15 protein-coding genes are annotated in these 16,124 nt (G+C 62.6%); 5 read left to right on the top strand and 10 right to left on the bottom strand.

Annotated elements, in window-relative coordinates; all coding sequences use genetic code 11:
• The first annotated feature begins 83 nt into the window (after positions 1 to 83).
• Positions 84 to 1,352, top strand: a complete 1,269-nt coding sequence (fabF, locus tag IB265_RS28580; protein ID WP_192495508.1) for a beta-ketoacyl-ACP synthase II — start codon at positions 84 to 86, stop codon at positions 1,350 to 1,352.
• A gap of 24 nt (positions 1,353 to 1,376) precedes the next feature.
• Here the strand turns inward: fabF and IB265_RS28575 are convergent, their stop codons facing one another.
• On the bottom strand, positions 1,377 to 1,832 hold the full coding sequence (locus IB265_RS28575) for an Lrp/AsnC family transcriptional regulator (RefSeq protein ID WP_057255347.1): 456 nt from the start codon (positions 1,830 to 1,832) through the stop codon (positions 1,377 to 1,379).
• Positions 1,833 to 1,948: 116 nt separating this feature from the next.
• On the opposite strand from IB265_RS28575, the gene IB265_RS28570 reads away from it, so the two are divergent.
• Together IB265_RS28570 and IB265_RS28565 are read left to right on the top strand one after the other, a co-directional pair.
• On the top strand, positions 1,949 to 2,860 hold the full coding sequence (locus IB265_RS28570) for a DMT family transporter (protein WP_192495507.1): 912 nt from the start codon (positions 1,949 to 1,951) through the stop codon (positions 2,858 to 2,860).
• Positions 2,861 to 2,885: 25 nt separating this feature from the next.
• Positions 2,886 to 4,097 carry an aromatic amino acid transaminase gene (locus IB265_RS28565; protein WP_192495506.1) on the top strand — a complete coding sequence of 404 codons (1,212 nt, stop codon included), beginning with the start codon at positions 2,886 to 2,888 and terminating at the stop codon, positions 4,095 to 4,097.
• Here the strand turns inward: IB265_RS28565 and IB265_RS28560 are convergent.
• Complete coding sequence (locus IB265_RS28560; RefSeq protein ID WP_057255344.1) at positions 4,081 to 4,563, bottom strand: isoprenylcysteine carboxylmethyltransferase family protein; 483 nt, start codon at positions 4,561 to 4,563, stop codon at positions 4,081 to 4,083. The two genes, IB265_RS28565 and IB265_RS28560, sit on opposite strands and share 17 nt — an antisense overlap.
• 157 nt (positions 4,564 to 4,720) lie before the next feature.
• Here IB265_RS28560 and IB265_RS28555 point away from each other — a divergent pair, with 157 nt between their 5' ends.
• Positions 4,721 to 5,146, top strand: a complete 426-nt coding sequence (locus tag IB265_RS28555; protein ID WP_057255343.1) for an OsmC family protein — start codon at positions 4,721 to 4,723, stop codon at positions 5,144 to 5,146.
• A gap of 68 nt (positions 5,147 to 5,214) precedes the next feature.
• On the opposite strand, the gene IB265_RS28550 is transcribed toward IB265_RS28555, so the two are convergent.
• From IB265_RS28550 to IB265_RS28535, 5 genes are all read right to left on the bottom strand, one after another.
• Entirely contained in the window at positions 5,215 to 5,595 is a 381-nt protein-coding gene (locus IB265_RS28550; RefSeq protein ID WP_057255342.1) for a VOC family protein, read from the bottom strand.
• A gap of 54 nt (positions 5,596 to 5,649) precedes the next feature.
• A complete protein-coding gene (locus IB265_RS36990) occupies positions 5,650 to 6,690 on the bottom strand; it encodes a tetratricopeptide repeat protein (RefSeq protein WP_246806073.1) in 1,041 nt (346 codons plus the stop codon).
• Positions 6,669 to 7,403, bottom strand: a complete 735-nt coding sequence (locus IB265_RS36985) for an adenylate/guanylate cyclase domain-containing protein (RefSeq protein WP_246806072.1) — start codon at positions 7,401 to 7,403, stop codon at positions 6,669 to 6,671. Before IB265_RS36985 ends, IB265_RS36990 begins: the two co-directional genes overlap by 22 nt.
• 99 nt (positions 7,404 to 7,502) lie before the next feature.
• The gene (locus IB265_RS28540; RefSeq protein WP_057255340.1) at positions 7,503 to 8,474 is read right to left on the bottom strand and encodes an aldo/keto reductase; all 972 of its coding nucleotides are present in this window, start codon (positions 8,472 to 8,474) and stop codon (positions 7,503 to 7,505) included.
• A gap of 127 nt (positions 8,475 to 8,601) precedes the next feature.
• A complete protein-coding gene (locus tag IB265_RS28535) occupies positions 8,602 to 9,018 on the bottom strand; it encodes a hypothetical protein (RefSeq protein WP_057255339.1) in 417 nt (138 codons plus the stop codon).
• A 467-nt stretch (positions 9,019 to 9,485) separates the two neighbouring features.
• Here IB265_RS28535 and IB265_RS28530 point away from each other — a divergent pair, with 467 nt between their 5' ends.
• Positions 9,486 to 10,109 (top strand): hypothetical protein, encoded by a 624-nt coding sequence (locus IB265_RS28530; RefSeq protein ID WP_057255338.1) that lies wholly within the window; start codon positions 9,486 to 9,488, stop codon positions 10,107 to 10,109.
• A gap of 86 nt (positions 10,110 to 10,195) precedes the next feature.
• Here IB265_RS28530 and IB265_RS28525 read toward each other — a convergent pair whose 3' ends face one another.
• The 3 genes from IB265_RS28525 to IB265_RS28515 are packed head-to-tail and all read right to left on the bottom strand — an operon-like array spanning position 10,196 to position 16,061.
• Entirely contained in the window at positions 10,196 to 11,536 is a 1,341-nt protein-coding gene (locus IB265_RS28525) for an HlyD family type I secretion periplasmic adaptor subunit (RefSeq protein WP_058330140.1), read from the bottom strand.
• A 6-nt stretch (positions 11,537 to 11,542) separates the two neighbouring features.
• Positions 11,543 to 14,005, bottom strand: a complete 2,463-nt coding sequence (locus IB265_RS28520) for a type I secretion system permease/ATPase (protein ID WP_112996453.1) — start codon at positions 14,003 to 14,005, stop codon at positions 11,543 to 11,545.
• A gap of 19 nt (positions 14,006 to 14,024) precedes the next feature.
• On the bottom strand, positions 14,025 to 16,061 hold the full coding sequence (locus IB265_RS28515; RefSeq protein WP_246806071.1) for a type I secretion protein: 2,037 nt from the start codon (positions 16,059 to 16,061) through the stop codon (positions 14,025 to 14,027).
• Positions 16,062 to 16,124 lie beyond the last annotated feature (63 nt).

Below are 16,124 nucleotides of genomic sequence, written 5' to 3'. Positions count from 1 at the left end.
TTGCGGCTCGGATCCGCGAGCAATGGCAGGAACAACACGAGCGGCTTTCCGTTCGGATTGCGTAACCCAGGTCAGGAGAACCGATGCGTCGCATCGTCGTAACGGGAATGGGGGCGATCAGCCCTTTGGCAGCGGGCGTAGAGGCAAGCTGGTCGCGGCTTCTTGCCGGAAACTCGGGGCTTCGCCGTCTGCCGGAAGAGGTCGTCGCCGAACTCGGCAGCAAGATCGGCGGGACGGTGCCCACCTCTGCGGACGACGCAACGGCTGGCTTCGATCCCGACCGGATCATCCCGCCGAAGGACCAGCGCAAGATGGATCGCTTCATCCTGTTGGCGTTGGCCGCGGCGGAAGAGGCAATTGAGCAAGCGGGTTGGAATCCCGCGACCGCGATCGAACAGCAGCGCACGGCCACGGTGATCGCGTCCGGCATTGGCGGCTTCCCGGCAATCTCGGAGGCGGTCCGCACGGTCGATCAGCGCGGCGTACGGCGGCTCTCGCCCTTCACGGTGCCATCCTTTCTCGTGAACCTCGCCGCCGGCCAGGTTTCGATCCGTCACGGTTTCAAGGGGCCGATCGGCGCGCCGGTGACCGCTTGCGCCGCAGGCGTCCAGGCGATCGGCGACGCGGCCCGGCTGATCCGCGCGCAAGAGGCGGATATTGCGATCTGCGGCGGGGCGGAAGCCTGCATCAACACCATCAGCCTCGGCGGTTTTGCCGCTGCCCGTTCCCTGTCGACGGGTTTCAACGAGACGCCCGATCGCGCTTCACGGCCCTTCGATGTCGATCGTGACGGCTTCGTCATGGGGGAGGGCGCAGGCATCGTCGTGATCGAGGCGCTCGAGCATGCATTGGCGCGCGGCGCCACACCGATCGCCGAACTCGTCGGATATGGCACCACGGCCGATGCCCACCACATCACCTCAGGCCCGGAGGATGGTGCAGGCGCCCGGCGGGCGATGGAAATCGCCATCGCCCAGGCCGACATTCGGCCAAGCGATATTCGCCATCTCAATGCTCATGCGACCTCAACGCCGGTCGGCGACAAGGGCGAAATCGAGGCGATCAAGTCGGTCTTTGGCCGCAACGGCGAAATCGCCGTCAGCGCGACGAAATCCGCAACCGGGCATTTGCTGGGTGCAGCGGGCGGTCTGGAGGCGATCTTTACCGTGCTCGCCCTGCGCGACCAGATCGCGCCGCCGACGCTCAATCTCGAAACGCCGGATCCGGCTGCGGACGGTATCGACTTTGTCTCGGGCGCGGCACGGAAGCTGTCGCTCGACTATGCCATCTCCAACGGCTTCGGGTTCGGTGGCGTCAATGCCAGCGTTGTCTTCCGGCGTTGGGCGGAGTGACGAGGCGCGGCATTCGCTGGCCGCTCACAGACGCGGAAAGACGGTTGCGCGCTTGACCGTGCCATAGGCAAAGCTGGTATCGATCGCGGCAATGCCCTCGATATTGTGCAGTTGGGTGCGGACGAACTGCTCGTAATCCTTGAGGCTCGTCACCAGGACCCGCAGCAGGTAGTCGGCTTCGCCGGTCATGACGTAACAATCCTGGATGTTGTCGATCGTTCTCACCTTGCGCTCGAAGGCGGCGACGGAAGCCTCGGAATGGCGCTCGAGCCGGATGCGGACGAAAGCCGTGATCGGCAGACCATAGGCCTCCTCGTCGACGATCGCCGTATAGCCCTTGATGATCTTCGCCTCCTCAAGCAGGCGCAGCCGTCTGAGGCACGGAGACGGAGACAGCGCGACCTTCTCGGAGAGATCCTGATTGGAAAGGCGGCCGTCCTTCTGCAGCGCCCAGATGATCTGCATGTCCTTTTCGTCCATTCGCCCCTCCCCGATGGCAGATTCTGCCAAACTCTATGCAAACGGCGAGTGAAATAGCAAGATATCGACTGCGCGAGAAGCATATCATGTGAGCAATCCTAGCGATGAGGCCCCGCATGACCGACGTGACGTCAGATTTTCAGCAATCGAGAAGCGGATGGCTGACACCGACGACAGTCGGCTACATCGTGCTGTCCATCGTCGTGCTGGTCTGGGCGGGCTTCGCGCTGACCATGCGGGCGATCGGGGCCTCGCCGCTTGCCACCGTCGACGTCGCCCTCATTCGCTTCGCGATCCCGATCCTCGCCCTGCTGCCGGCCATCCCCCAGCGCCTTTCCGCACTTCGCAAGGTCAGGCCAATGGATGCGGCCCTCGTCTTGCTCGGCGGCGTACCGTTCTTCTTCATCGTCTCGGAAGGTGCCAAAGCAACCTCCGCGGCCTATGTTGGCGCACTCGTTGCCGGAACGACGCCGCTATCCGTTGCCTTGCTCGTCCTTCTGCTTGAGCGAAAGGGCGTGCCGAGGAAGCGCTGGCTGCCGCTCGCCCTGATCCTTGCCGGCGTCATCGGCATCGTTGCCGGACAGCAGTATGCGGTGACGACCGAAACCCTCCGCGGCGTCGGCCTGCTGCTTGTCGCGAGCCTCATCTGGGGCGCCTATACGATCGGGCTGCGCCGCACCGGAGTGGATGCGATCAGCAACGGACTGCTGCTCTCTATCGGCTCGCTCGTCATCCTCCTCCCCCTGCTCCTGACCGGCGCCGTCGCCTCGCATATCGGGCAATTTTCCTGGCATCAGGCCCTGCCCTTCATTCTGGTGCAGGGGCTCGGTGTCGGCCTCGTTTCGACCGTCGGCTACGCCTTCGCGATCTCGCGGCTCGGCACTGCCAGAAGCGCGACGATCGGCTCGCTCGCGCCGGCGCTCGCAAGCCTGATGGCCATTCCGATCCTTGGCGAGGCGCTCGCGTTAGCGACCGCCATCGGTATCCTCGTCATCACGACGGGCGTGATCTTGGCAAACCGCCACTAGTTTCAAGAACGATAGGGAACCCAGTATGCTCGCCGCTCTACCAATCGCCGAACCCGATCCGTTGTGGGCTCTCATCAGCTCGTTCCGGCAGGATCGTCGCACCGACAAGATCGATCTCGTCGTCGGCGTCTATCGCGATGCTTCGGGTCAAACACCTGTCATGCGGGCGGTCCAGGACGCAGAGGCGCGTCTCGCCTCCGCAGCCGCGTCCAAGTCCTACAGGGCACTCTCCGGGAACCCGGCATTCAACGACGGGATGTCCAGGCTCCTTCTCGGTGAAGGCGCCGAGGCGCTCAACCGCCAGTGTACGATCCAGACGGTTGGCGGCACTGGCGCGCTCCGGATCCTCGCGGATTTCATCGCGCTCGTCTCGCCGCACGCGACGATCTGGAACACCAATCCCGGCTATGTGAACCACCGCCCGATCATGACGGCCGCGGGCCTCGCCGTACGGGCTTTCCGCTGGCAGGAGAACGAGGCTGGCCTCGATCTCGACGCCGTCGTCGCGGATCTTGGGGAGGCCCGCCAGGGAGACGTCGTTCTCCTCCACGGCTGCTGCCACAATCCGACCGGCATCGATCCGACGCCGGAGCGGTGGCGGCTGCTTGCCAAACTCTGCAAAGACAAGGGGCTGATACCGCTGATCGACATGGCCTACCAGGGCTTCGGCGACGGGATCGAAGAGGACGCCGTGGGCCTGCGGCATTTCGCTCAAGAACTCGACACGGTGCTCGTCGCGGCAAGCTGCTCCAAGAACATGGGTCTCTATTGCGAACGTACCGGCGCGGCGATGGTGATCGCGCCTGACCGGGACCTGCTCGCCAACATTCGCGCCACGCTGGAGCGGATCACCCGGGCCAACTACTCCATGCCGCCGGAGCACGGCGCCGCGATTGCCGCGCGCCTCTTCGAAAACCCCGGGATGTGGCTTGCCGAACTGGAGGCGAGCCGCCGCCGCGTAGCCGAGATCCGCAGCGGCCTCGCCGATGCGCTCGCAGGATGCGGCGCCCCGGAGAAATTCCAGGTGTTGCGCCGGCAAAAAGGCATGTTCTCGCTGCTACCGCTCGACCAGCGCCAGATGAACCGGCTCCGCGAGGACTTCGGCGTCTACGGAACGGCGAACGGACGCATCAACATCGCCGGTCTACTGCCGCGCGACGTCGAGCGCCTGGCCGATGCGCTCCGGGCAGTTTCAAGCTCTCCGTCCTTCGTCCGCGCCGCTAAAGCCAGCGCCTGACGCGCGTCTTGTAGGCCCGATAGACGTCACCGAACTTGCGCTCGAGATAGGCCTCCTCACGCGCCACCACGCCATAGCGGATGACGAGGTAGAAGGGGACCAGCAGGATCAGCAGCCACAGGCTGTCGAAGGCGATGGAAAAGCCGATCAGGCCGAGGAACATCCCGGTATAGATGGGATTGCGGGTGAAGCGGTAGGGACCCGCTTCGACGATCGTTGACGTCGGGCGGTTGACCGGTATGTCGGTTCCTGCACGGCCGAAGGTCATCGCTGCCCAGACGAGCAGCGCGAGGCCGGCCAGAAACACGAGGCCGCCAACCAACGCGTCAGGCACCATCTCCGGCACGAACGGCAACGGGTAAAGCCGGTCGAGCACGAGGCCGCCACCGACGGCCAGCACCCACGCGATCGGCGGGTGCACCACCGCGCCGGAGCTGTCAGGCGCATTTCCGGTCGTCTCGTTCATCCGATCAATCCTTGCCTGTTTCGCGCGCACATGGCGCGGGCTTGGCATTTTACCGGAAGCGAGGCATTTGCGAAAATCGTTCGAAACGGTATGTGAACTGGAGGTCATCGGCCGCGCGGGTCTATGATCCGGACATTGCTGTAACAGGACGAAACACATGAAAGCACGCGTCAAATGGGTGGAAGACCGGACCTTCGTCGGAGAGTCCGGAAGCGGCCACAAGGTCGTTTTGGGAACCGCCTTCGGTGAGGAAGGCCGCACGCCGGGTCCGAGCCCGATGGAATTGGTGCTGATCGGCACCGGCGGCTGCTCGGCCTTTGATGTCGTGCACATCCTGGAAAAGGGTCGCGAGCCGGTCGAGGATTGCGTCGTCGAACTCGATGCGGACCGCGCCGAGACGGAACCGCGCGTCTTTACCCGCATCCACATGCATTTCATCGTCAAGGGACGCGGACTGGCGGTCAACAAAGTCGAACGCGCCATCTCGCTCTCGATCGAAAAATACTGCTCGGCCTCGGCCATGCTCGCCAAGACCGCGACGATCACGCATGATTTCGAAGTGGTCGACACCAGCGCCGGCTGAGACCAGATCCGCCTCTCGCATCTCCAACGGTGCGCGCGGCGTCAACGAACGTGCTCAGGGCGCGATCGTTATCGGCGCGCCGGCTGAAACAGTTCGACGACATTTCCGGAGGGGTCGATCAAAAGGATCTGCGCCCCTCCGGGACCGGTGACGATGTCGTTGCGAAACCTGACGCCGGCGCCGCGCAGCCGCTCTACCTCGGCGTTGAGGTCATCGACGATGAGATGGATGCGGTTCCAGCCGCCAGGCCCCGGCGTCTCGCCATCCGGCATCGGCCTGCCCGCCGAGCTCGTCGGCCCGCTGAGCAGGAGCCGCAACGCTCCGCGCTGGACATCCGCGAAGGCCGGCGCATAGTTCGACAGAACCGAAAAGCCGAGATGGGTGGTGTACCAGGCGATCGCCGCCTCGACGTCGTCGACCATGTAGCGGACGTTGACTGTTTCCGACATTGCGTATCCTCCAACTGAACACGGCCGAGGCGGCGCCCTCGCGACAACCAGACCTCATTCCGGCAGTTCCGCCAGCCGCAGCCCTTCAACGTATCGCGCGAGCAGCGCCTTGTCCCGATAGGGAGTGCGAGAACTGTATCGCTCGATCGAGAATTCCGGATTGAGTTTTAAGAGTTCGGCCGCGGCGCGGCGCGCTTCCTCCAAACGGCCGAGTTGCGCGTAGGTCGCCGCGAGCAATCGGTAGGCCGATCCAAGCTCGGCCATCTTTTCCAGCAGCGCCAGCGCTTCGCTATATTGCCCGGAGAGGTATTTGCTGGCCGCGATATTCCAGAAATACCAGTCCGGGCGACTGGGGTTCAGCCGCAATGCCAGTTCGCCGATCCTGATCGCGTCTTCAAGAAGACCGAGATAGCCGAGGGCATCGCAATATTCTGCGAGGAGATCGCAGTTGTTGGGTGCCAATTCGCGGCCGCGTTCATAACAACCGATTGCCCGATCGGCCTCTCCCCTCCACAGATGGACGACGCCAAGCGCCCAGTGAATGTCGGCGTCATAGGGGCTGAGCTCCAGAGCCTTGCTTGCCGAGGCGAAAGCGCTGGCGAGCGTCGCCTCCATATCAACGCGCTCGTTCCACTTCAGCTTGCGTATCTCCAGCCAGGCGAGCCCGAGATATCCGCGCGCATAAGCCGGATCGGCGTCAATCGCTGCCAGGAACATCTCCTTCGCCAACCTGATCTCATCCGGTTTCAGGCTCTTTTCAATGTGCCGGCCGCGCAGATAGAAATCGTAAGCGCTCGAACCTTTGAGCGGTTCGGCGAGAACCCTGTATCGTTCGGCTTCTTCGATCTTGACGTTCAGGGCCGCCGGAATGGAACGGGACAGTTCGTCCTGGACGTCGAACATGTCGATCAGGTCGAAATCGTATTTCTCCGCCCAGATGTGTTCGCCAGTGGCGTTCGTCAGGTTGGCATTGACCCTGACGCGGTCGCCAACGCGCCTGACGCTGCCTTCAAGCGAGTAGCAGGCGGCTGCATGGTGTTGCGGTTCGACACGTGGCGCCCGAACAATCACGTTCAAGCCGGAGAAGCGCGACAATGCCGCGACGACACCTGCGTTATGCCGGCAGCGAAATACTCCCGGTCGGGATTGCCGCTCAGATTCGCAAAGCGCGACACATGGAGAAGAGTCCGGCCCGATTTGACCGGGGGATTTTCTCGAACCTCTTGTGATGGCGGCGCCATCAGCACGGCGGGCCCGGACCCGGCGTCGTCGATGAAGACATTGTAGATGTGGACGGGGCGGCCGATGTTCTTCAATGCCTGCGCGCCCGTATCTTCGAAGCGGATGCCCAGGCGACCGCCCAAGGTGTCGTAGACCGAGGAGGAGACGGATACCCCACCCGGTTTGGCGAGGCCCTCGATGCGCGCCGCCACATTGACGCCGTCGCCATAGACGTCGCCATCTTCAAACAGCATGTCACCGATATTGATCCCGATGCGAAATTCCATCCGGCGATCCGGGCGTATGCCGGCGTTTCTGCTCCGCATTCCCCGCTGGATCTCGACCGCGCAGAGAACTGCGTCTTCCACAGCACGGAACTCCACCAGCATACCGTCGCCGATGAGCTTGACGATGCGCCCATGATGCGCGGCGACCTCGACGTCCCAAAGCTCCCGTCGATGAGCCATCAGGGCCGCAAGCGTACCCTTCTCGTCGAGCTCCATCAGCCGGCTATAGCCGGCCACGTCCGCGGCCATGATGACGGATAGCTTTTGTTCCATCGGCGCCCCCCGGGCTCCTGCAACCATATGGATAGCACATCCGGGCGCCCGGGGCACCGATAGAGCAGTCGCCCGACGGCAATGATCCCTTGGGGGAGTGTCTTAACCGCCAGGCCGCCGGGCCGCTCAATCCCGGTAGAAGTTGCGCCGCCAGTGGTGGGCGCTCAGCTTTGCACGTTGAGCGTCCGGCAAGCCGAGGCCGTCGCCGATAGCGCAGTTGCGCTCGACGTTGCGGACCGAGCGCATGCCGGGAATGACGGTCGATACGGCTGGGTGGCTAAGAACGAAGCGCAGTGCCGTTTCGGCAAGCGCGTCGGGCGCGATCTCCAGGTCTTCGACGATCTTCTGCGTGCGTTCCTCGACCTCGCGCTTGCGCTCGCCGCGGAAATAGGTCTCGCGAAAATCGCCCTCGGGGAAGACGGTGTCAGCGCGAATCTGGCCGGTCAGGCCGCCTTCGTCCAGGGCCACGCGGACGATGACGCCGACATTGTGCTCGAGGCAGGCAGGCAGCAGCTTTTCCTCTGGCGCCTGTTCGAAGATATTGTAGATCACCTGCACGCTGTCGACCACGCCGCTTTCGATCAGCCTCAGTGCGTTGTCCGGTTCGTAGTCGTTGATCGAGACGCCGAAGAAACGGATCTTGCCGTCGCGCTTCAGTCGCTCGACCGCCTCCAGCCAGTCGCCGCGACCGACCCACTCATCCGACCAGACATGGAACTGCTGCACGTCGATCGTCTCGACGCCGAGATTGCGCAGGCTCGTCTCGGTACAGGCGATCACATGATCGGCCGGAAAGGTCTGCTCGGCCGGCGTGCCGGCGTGGGCAGGCCATTGCATGTTCTTCGGCGGGATCTTGGTGGCGACATGGATCGTCTCCGACCGCTCGCGCAGCAAAGCCCCGATCAGCTTCTCGCTGTGGCCCTGGCCGTAGCCAAGCGCGGTATCGATGAAGTTGAGGCCGAGATCGACGGCGCGATTGAGGGCGCGGGCGGACTCGTCATCGGTCGCTCCCCGCCAATGGCTCTTGCCGATGCCCCAGGCACCATAACCGATTTCGGATACGCGAAGGCCGCTACGGCCGAAGGTTCTGTAGTGCATGATGATCTCGCTGGCGTTGGAATGAGGCGGGATGTCGCCGGTAATCTAGGGTTCGGCCTTTGGTCGTCAACCGTGGCGGCGTTGCAGAGATAGGGTGACTTCCAGTCACACAACACTCGTTGCCGCGCTACGTAAGAAACCAGAAGAAGACTGCCGACAGGAAGATAAAGGCAAACACCAGCCCCATGAACTGTCGCATGGCTTCGCTGGTATTATCGCCGAGCACGGCCAACCAGACCGGCCCGCCGGCGCCATCTTCGTCGCGCATGGCCTGGGCGGAAAGCAGCTTGCCGATCTTCGTCGCGGGACGGCTGTAGTCGTGTGGAGGCGGTTGGCGGCTGCGATCGGGTACAGGGGTGGCTGCAAGGTCCGGCGCTACCAGGCCGCCGTCGCCCGCGTCGACGATCTGCTCACGCTGCACTTCAGCGACCAGTCGGCTGCCTGTATCGTCACTTTCCGCCCGGCGGAGACGTCCCGCGCCATGGTGGAACGCCCACCGCGGCGATTTCTGCTCCACATTGGATTTCAAGTGCCGGATCGACATTGGAACCTCCCGGAGGTTCAACTATCTAGCCGGCACTTTGTTCCGCAGAGTTGGGGCGTGTCATCATCCGCCGTCGCGTCAGGTCCATGCTGCGCAAGCTGGCGTCCCATCCGGTGAAAACAAAAGAGCCCGCCGCGGGAGGAGCGGCAGGCTCTTAGAAAACCGATCAGCAACCTTGGGAGGAGGAGTGGCGCTGATCTCGCAAACGACCTTTGGGAGGAGGAGAAGGTCGTTTACCTGTCGAAGCTTTGCGGGAGGAGGTGCATCGCTTCGATGATCTGAATATACAGCGATCGCGCCGAAATCGTAGATGGGATTTCGCAAGCCAGCCATGCGTCCGGCGCGCAACACGATGCCTGGCCCCCGCGCCTCAGAGGGACACTTCCCCTCGTTCATCACGCCATTTCGATTTTACTCCGCCAAGCGCGACCATTAGGCTTCCCCGAAACCTGATGGGAGAGAGACCAATGAAAAGCGGACTTGCAGCTCTCGCATTCGTCCTGGCCTGCTCCGGAGCGGCCCATGCCCAGGACACCAGCATGAGTTTCTTCGTCACCAGCGTGAACCCAGGAAAGGGCGGCGATCTTGGCGGGCTTACGGGCGCAGACGCCTATTGCGACACCCTGGCAAAGGCGGCCGGCTCGACCGGCAAGACGTGGAAAGCCTATCTGTCCACCGACGCCGAAAATGCCAAGGACCGGATCGGCAAGGGGCCATGGTACAACGCCAAGGGCGAGAAGATCGCCGACGACGTGGCCTCGCTCCATAGCGACAAGAACAACCTCACCAAACAGACCGCGCTCAATGAAAAAGGCGAGGTCATCAACGGGCGTGGCGACACACCCAACCGTCATGACATCCTGACCGGCTCGAAGGCGGATGGCACTGCGGCACCCGATACCTGCGGCAACTGGACGATGGGCGGCGCCGACGGCGCGGCGATCGTCGGCCACAGCGACCGCACGGGCCCGAACGATTCCGCCGAAGCCAAATCCTGGAACTCGTCGCACACGACGCGGGGAGGCTGCACCATCGAAGCCTTCAAGGGTACGGGCGGCGAAGGCCTCTTCTATTGCTTCGCCGCGAACTGAAGCCTTGCGGGAGAACCAATGTAACCTTCCCTCCCAGATCATTTCAGATCTCGGGCAGTCGGCAAGGCAGAACGCGAAGGCCTCGGTCAGTTTTCCATGAAGGCGCGGGCCATGCTGTCGCGGATCGGCTTGGTAAGATAGTCGAAGAAGGTCCGTTCAGCGGTCTGGATTAGGATTTCGGCCGGCATACCCGGCGTCACGGCAAAGTTATGCACCCTTGCGAGCTCGCTTGTCGGTAGGCTGATGCGGGCGACGTAAACCTCGCGCGTCCCCTCCTGAGTCTGCACCGGCAGGGCATCGGCCGATACATAGAAGACCTGGCCGTTCAGCACTGGTGTCGTGCGCTGGTTGAGAGCCGTCAACCGTACGGTTGCCTTCTCGCCGACCTTGATGTTGTCGATCTCGGTGCGCAGCACCTGGGCCTCTATGATCAGCGGCACGTCAGCTGGCAGGATCTCCATGATCGGTTTGCCGCTTTCGATAACGCCGCCGGACGTGTGGTAATGCATCCTGATCACGGTACCGGTCACCGGTGCGTTGATCGTGGCACGGCGAAGAACATTGGTGGCCCCGCGCAACTGTTCACGCACCGTGTCCAGTTCAGCCTCTGCCTTCTGCAAGTCGTCCTGCGCCGCCTCGCGGTAACTCTGTTCGGTCTGGTTGACCTGCTGTTCCTGCTTGAGGATCTGGGAGCCCGTTTCGGAGACTTCGGACATCAGCCTGCCGATCTGACCTTCAGCGTCGGCGATTGCCCGCTGGATGGTCTTGATCTCCGTCTTGCGGATCAGGTCCTTCGCAAGCAGCGTCTTCTTGCCTTCATATTCCTCCTGCAGCAGCCGGCGCTGCTCCCGAACCGACTTCAGCTGCTCTTGGAAGCCTTGCGACCGGAATTCCAGGCTCTCGATGTTGCGTCTCAGCAAGCCGAGATCGCTCTCCAGCTTGCTCCTCCAGGTCTGGAAGCTGAGTTGCTGGCTTAGCACGATCGGGCCGATCTCCGGGTCATTTTTCAGGTGCGGGGTCAGGATCTCGGGCAAAACGATCGCTTTCAGACCGTGCGTCTGCGCGTTGAGGCGGGCGACGATCGCCTCCAGCCGTGCCCGCCGCAGAAAGAACTGACGCTCATTGGCGAGCGCCGCCGTCTCGTCCAGCAGCACCAACGGTTGGTCGACAGTCACATGATCGCCCTCGCTGACCAGGATGTCCTTGATGATCCCGCCTTCGAAATGCTGGATCACCTTGTTCTGGCCGGTGGCGACGAAGCTGCCTTGCGCGATGATGGCTGCGGCCAGCGGGGCGGTGAAGGCCCACAGGCCGAAGCCGCCGACCGTAGCCACCATCAACACCATGCCGATCATGGTGTGCCTCCAGATCGAGCGCGGCACCTCTGCGTACCAAGTCAGGTCATGTACTTTGGCTATGTCCGTCATCATCGCCTACGGAAGCTGGGGTTGGTCGATCGGGTTGCCTTCAGTATTCACGCCGCGGGCAGCAAGCGCCTTGAGAACGTCCTGTCGGTGGCCGAACAGGGCAACCGTGCCGTTCACCAGGAGCAGGACCTTGTCGACGCTGTTGAGAAGAGCGGGCCGCTGGGTAATGGTGATGACCGTGATCTTCTCGCGTTTGGCATGCGCGAGCGCCCGGGTCAGCGCCGCTTCGCCCGACGTGTCCAGATTGGAATTCGGCTCATCCAGCACCACCATGCGCGGATTGCCGAAGAAGGCACGGGCAAGCGCCACGCGCTGCTTTTGTCCACCCGACAGGGGCGAGCCGTCAGCGGCAACGACCGTCTCATATCCATGCGGCAGCATGGCGATCATGTCGTGCACGTCGGCGAGCTTGGCAGCGGCATAGATCTCCGCGTCCGTTGCATCCTCGCGCATGCGGGCGATGTTGGCCTTGATCGTTCCGGGGAAAAGCTGCACATCCTGCGGCAGATAGCCGATGCTCTCGCCGAACTGACGCTGGTCCCAGTTCCTCAGGTCCATGAGGTCGAGCCGGACGTTGCCAGAGGTCGGCAGAATGGAGCCAACGAGCATCTTGCCAAGCGTCGTCTTACCAGCACCGGAACTGCCTATCACGGCAAGAGAGTCACCGGGTTCGAGCGCAAAGGTGATGCCGTTGAGAACCACACGTTTGGTGCCCTGTGGGACGAAGAGCAACCGCTCGACGTCGAGGCGCCCTTCCGGACGCGGCAGTTTCAACCGCTCGAAGTTGAGCGGCGACGTCTGCAGGAGCGAGGCAATGCGCCCGTAGGCGGCGCGCGACTGGATAACCTGGCTCCACCCCTCGATCGCGCCTTCAATCGGGCCGAGCGCCCGGCCGGCAATGATCGAGGCGCAGATTACCATGCCACCCGTCAGTTGACCGTGGAGAGCAAGATTGGCGCCCCAACCGAGCATCGTCACCTGGGTGAGCAGTCGCACGGCCTTGGAGAGTGACGCAAAGGCGATGTTGCGGTCTTGCGCCAGAACCTGCGCTTTCAGCGAGCCGGCCATGTCCTTACCCCAGAGGTGGACGGCTTCCGGGATCATTGCCAGCGCATTGATGATCTGCGAGTTGCGGGACATCGAATCAAGATGAAGGTTCGCCTTCGTCTGGAAAGTGGTGGCTTCGCCGAAGGCGGCGGCCGTCGCTCTCTGGTTCAACAGCGTGACGATCAAAAGCAGAAATGCCGATGTGATGACGATGGCGCCGAGATGCGGGTGAATCAGAAACACCGCAACGACAAAGAGCGGCGCCATCGGGGCATCGAGAAAGGAAAGCAGCGTGCCCGACACCAGGAAGGAGCGGAGCTGCTGCAGATCGCCCAGCGTCTGATACTCCCGCCCATTGCTGTGGAGTGCTGCCCTGGCTGCCGCGCTGAGGATCGGAGCCCCGAGCTGGGCAGCGACCTCAACCGCGGTCCGCATCAGGATCATGCGGCGAATGCCGTCGAAAATCGCCTGCAGCAACACCGCACCGACGATCAGGGCGGTCAGCATCACCAGCGTGTCGAGCGAGCGGCTGGTGAGCACCCTGTCCGAAATCTGGAACAGATACACCGGGATGGCGAGTACGAGGATGTTGGTTACGATCGTGAAGATCATCACGATCATAAGGTTCTGCCGGATCGCCTTGACGCCGGCCCTGAGGCTTGCGGAAAAATCGACCGGTCCGAGGCGTTTGTGGAAGACGCCCCCTCCGCCTCCGCCGCCGCCATTGCCGCTCGACGAGCCGCCGCCATTGCCGGGGGACCGCTCGTCGGCCTTGATGGGACCGCGATCGCCATCGATCACGACCATGCCGGGCGGCGAGCTCTTCTCCTTCATCTCGGCCGTCGGCCAGATAACCGGCCGCTCGGCGCGTGGCTCCGGCTTTTGCTCGCCCTGAGACGGTTGCCGTTCCACCGATATCCGATCGCGCAGTGCAAACAGGGGTTCCGTCTTGGCCGGTGTCTCGTTCTTCGGAGGCGTCTCGACCCGGGAATTGGGCTCGGCTCTTGGAGGCCAGGCCCGCGGTGTGACGCTGGCTGCCTCAGTTGCTGTTGATGCAGGCGGGGATTTCACTGTCGCGGGTGCGATGTTTGTCGGCGTCGGGGTCGCATCGATGGCAGCCAGCGTGACGCTCGCGACTCTGGCGCCCGGTCCTGGAAGCGGGACTGCTGCCTTATTGGCCCAGTTCTCGTTTTCGTTGGCGCCGTTTGCCGCCGCTCTTCGAAGTTGGTCCGCCACCCCGTCGATCTCCTTTACAGCGCGATCCAGAATGTATTCCTGTTGGTCAAGTCTGCGGAGGAACTGCTGCCGCGCAGCGTCTGCATCCGGCTTGTCCGCCTTCCGGCCCGCGTCGTCGCCATTCGGAGAAAATGTGTCGTCGGCGTCAGTTCGTACCAGCCGGACGGGATTGATGCGGTCGGTCATGAGTATCCCCGCGCCCCGATCAAGCGACCATGCTATGCATGGGATCGCAGCTCGCCGTCTCTATCGTGTGTGATGTCGGGTTCGGCGATGCATCGTCCTGCGTCTGATCACCGGTGTCCGAGGAGAGCATGCCGTCGCCGAGGAAGACCACCGCTTCGCTCGCGAGCGCATTCGGATCCTGCCCGCCGAGGAAGGGGTCGTTCTTCACCAGCTCAGCCTGGATGAGAACTTCATCCGAATAGACCTCACCGCCCGCATAGATTGTCTTGCCGGTATCGACATCGACGATCCCGGCATAGTTCAAGAGGGCGTTCGAGCCGGTTGAAATGGTCCAATCCGCATCCGGAAGTGCCGTCAGCGCGTTCATTGCCAGCGTCACCTGGTCGCTGTCGCCGAGGATGTTGGTCTGCGAAATGTAGTTGAGACTGAGCAGATCGCCGGAAATATAGAGCACACGCAGGCCCAGCAGTCCGGCAAATGCGGCGTCGTGCATGAAGTCCTTCGACGAAGGGTCCTTGCCTTCCGCAAGGTCTTGCAAGGCCGAGAGATATCCTTCCGACATCGGGTTCACGGCGCTGGCGCCACCGGCCTCGACGATATTGGCATAGTTCCACAACAGGTTTCCGCCGGTCGAAACGGATCCGTTTCCACTCATCTGGAATCCGCCGACGGCGCCGATAAAATCGTTGTCGAGCAGGATGTTCGTCTGGTGGATGATGTTGGCGTCGAAGACGTTTCCGCCGACGAATATCAGGTCGTAGCGGAACCCCAGTTCAAGCAGCGACACCTGATTGGCGGAGGTGTTGTCGCCGGCGATGATCGAAAGCTTGGAGCCGGAGGCCGCCAGGATAGCGGTGTCGTTGTCGGACATGAACGTGAACTGCTGGAGCCAGTTCACCATCATCAGGTCGCCCTTGACCTCGGTGATCGCCCATGCCTTTGGGAAAACACCCGACTCGTTATGTGTCGTTTCCGTGGAAGCGACGTGCTTGAATGACGCGATGTTGAGCGCTTCGGTCGCCTTGTCCGCCGCCAGACTGCCGCCGCAAAGCGCGGAGCTTACCAGATCGCTGTCGTAGTAGGCATTGGTCTGGACGATGGCGTTGAGCTGAACATGGTCGCCGGCAACGGCGAGGACGTTCGACTGCAGCCAATTGTTTGTGATGACAACCTCGTTCACCAGCGTATTGCTGCCGGCCTCCAGCTCTACCGAGGCCGAGATCGCAACCTCCCCTTCGCCATGCGCAACGGCACCACTCGCCTCCTTCGGGCCCTCCGTCAGTTCAGGTTCCGGCGTTTCCTCGGTTTCGTCCTGGTTCGGCAGATGGTCCTTGAGAACGGGCGCGGTCTCCACCAGATCGCCGTTGACATAAACGCCTTCAAGCGTTGCTGCCTTCGCGACGAATGTGCTGGCGGCCAGCCCGCCCACCTGGCTTTCATCGCCGGCAGAGTAGGCATCGAGCGTCGCGGCGGTGGTCGTCACCAGGCTGGCGACGGTTTCGGCAGAGCCTGCGGGATCCTCGAGGCCTAGCGGCGAAATCTGCAGCGAGCCTTCGATGAGTTCCGCCATGACCGCACTGCTATCGATGTGCAGGACGGATTTCAGGCCGTGTCCGCCCATGTTGACATAGTCGTTGTCCGAGAGCTCGGCGGTCTGCTGACTGTAGACCACGACCGAACCCGGGGGATTGATGTGCGGGGTGCTGAAATAGGTCGACTTGAACGACGTGTTCTGCACGGCGCCATCGGTTTCCGGACGACCGTACGTCCCTTCAGAGTGTGGGTACTGCGGGAAAGGCAAGCCGGCATAGCCGTATGGAACGGGCGTATAAATGTCCGTATCGAGCGGCCGGTAGGGAACGTCGGGATTGAAGTCGTCGAGATCGTACGGCGCCTGCACTTTGACCGGGGCGGTTTCAAGGTCCTTCGGGTCCTTGTGAATCTCTCGGTTGGGGTCGAACTTCTCGTGCGCTTCGCGCATGCGGGCGTCTTCGATCGAGAGTTGGAAGAGACCGATAAAATGGGCAATCGTTTCGGTGATTTTTGCGGAGTACATGGTCAGGGCCTCTTTTTTGTCGCCGGTAGTGCCCCTAAGCGCATCGGGTCATGACGGGCTGCG

The sequence above is a fragment of the Ensifer sp. ENS10 genome (genome assembly GCF_014852025.1).
Lineage (GTDB): Bacteria > Pseudomonadota > Alphaproteobacteria > Rhizobiales > Rhizobiaceae > Ensifer.
This window is presented reverse-complemented; position numbering and strand designations above follow the sequence as displayed.

What these genes read in the sequence shown, in the direction of transcription:
- fabF (WP_192495508.1), top strand. Translation starts at nt 84, where the DNA reads ATGCGTCGCATCGTCGTAACGGGAATGGGGGCGATCAGCCCTTTGGCA.
- IB265_RS28575 (WP_057255347.1), bottom strand. Translation starts at nt 1,832, where the DNA reads ATGGACGAAAAGGACATGCAGATCATCTGGGCGCTGCAGAAGGACGGC.
- IB265_RS28570 (WP_192495507.1), top strand. Translation starts at nt 1,949, where the DNA reads ATGACCGACGTGACGTCAGATTTTCAGCAATCGAGAAGCGGATGGCTG.
- IB265_RS28565 (WP_192495506.1), top strand. Translation starts at nt 2,886, where the DNA reads ATGCTCGCCGCTCTACCAATCGCCGAACCCGATCCGTTGTGGGCTCTC.
- IB265_RS28560 (WP_057255344.1), bottom strand. Translation starts at nt 4,563, where the DNA reads ATGAACGAGACGACCGGAAATGCGCCTGACAGCTCCGGCGCGGTGGTG.
- IB265_RS28555 (WP_057255343.1), top strand. Translation starts at nt 4,721, where the DNA reads ATGAAAGCACGCGTCAAATGGGTGGAAGACCGGACCTTCGTCGGAGAG.
- IB265_RS28550 (WP_057255342.1), bottom strand. Translation starts at nt 5,595, where the DNA reads ATGTCGGAAACAGTCAACGTCCGCTACATGGTCGACGACGTCGAGGCG.
- IB265_RS36985 (WP_246806072.1), bottom strand. Translation starts at nt 7,403, where the DNA reads ATGGTTGCAGGAGCCCGGGGGGCGCCGATGGAACAAAAGCTATCCGTC.
- IB265_RS28540 (WP_057255340.1), bottom strand. Translation starts at nt 8,474, where the DNA reads ATGCACTACAGAACCTTCGGCCGTAGCGGCCTTCGCGTATCCGAAATC.
- IB265_RS28535 (WP_057255339.1), bottom strand. Translation starts at nt 9,018, where the DNA reads ATGTCGATCCGGCACTTGAAATCCAATGTGGAGCAGAAATCGCCGCGG.
- IB265_RS28530 (WP_057255338.1), top strand. Translation starts at nt 9,486, where the DNA reads ATGAAAAGCGGACTTGCAGCTCTCGCATTCGTCCTGGCCTGCTCCGGA.
- IB265_RS28525 (WP_058330140.1), bottom strand. Translation starts at nt 11,536, where the DNA reads ATGACGGACATAGCCAAAGTACATGACCTGACTTGGTACGCAGAGGTG.
- IB265_RS28520 (WP_112996453.1), bottom strand. Translation starts at nt 14,005, where the DNA reads ATGACCGACCGCATCAATCCCGTCCGGCTGGTACGAACTGACGCCGAC.
- IB265_RS28515 (WP_246806071.1), bottom strand. Translation starts at nt 16,061, where the DNA reads ATGTACTCCGCAAAAATCACCGAAACGATTGCCCATTTTATCGGTCTC.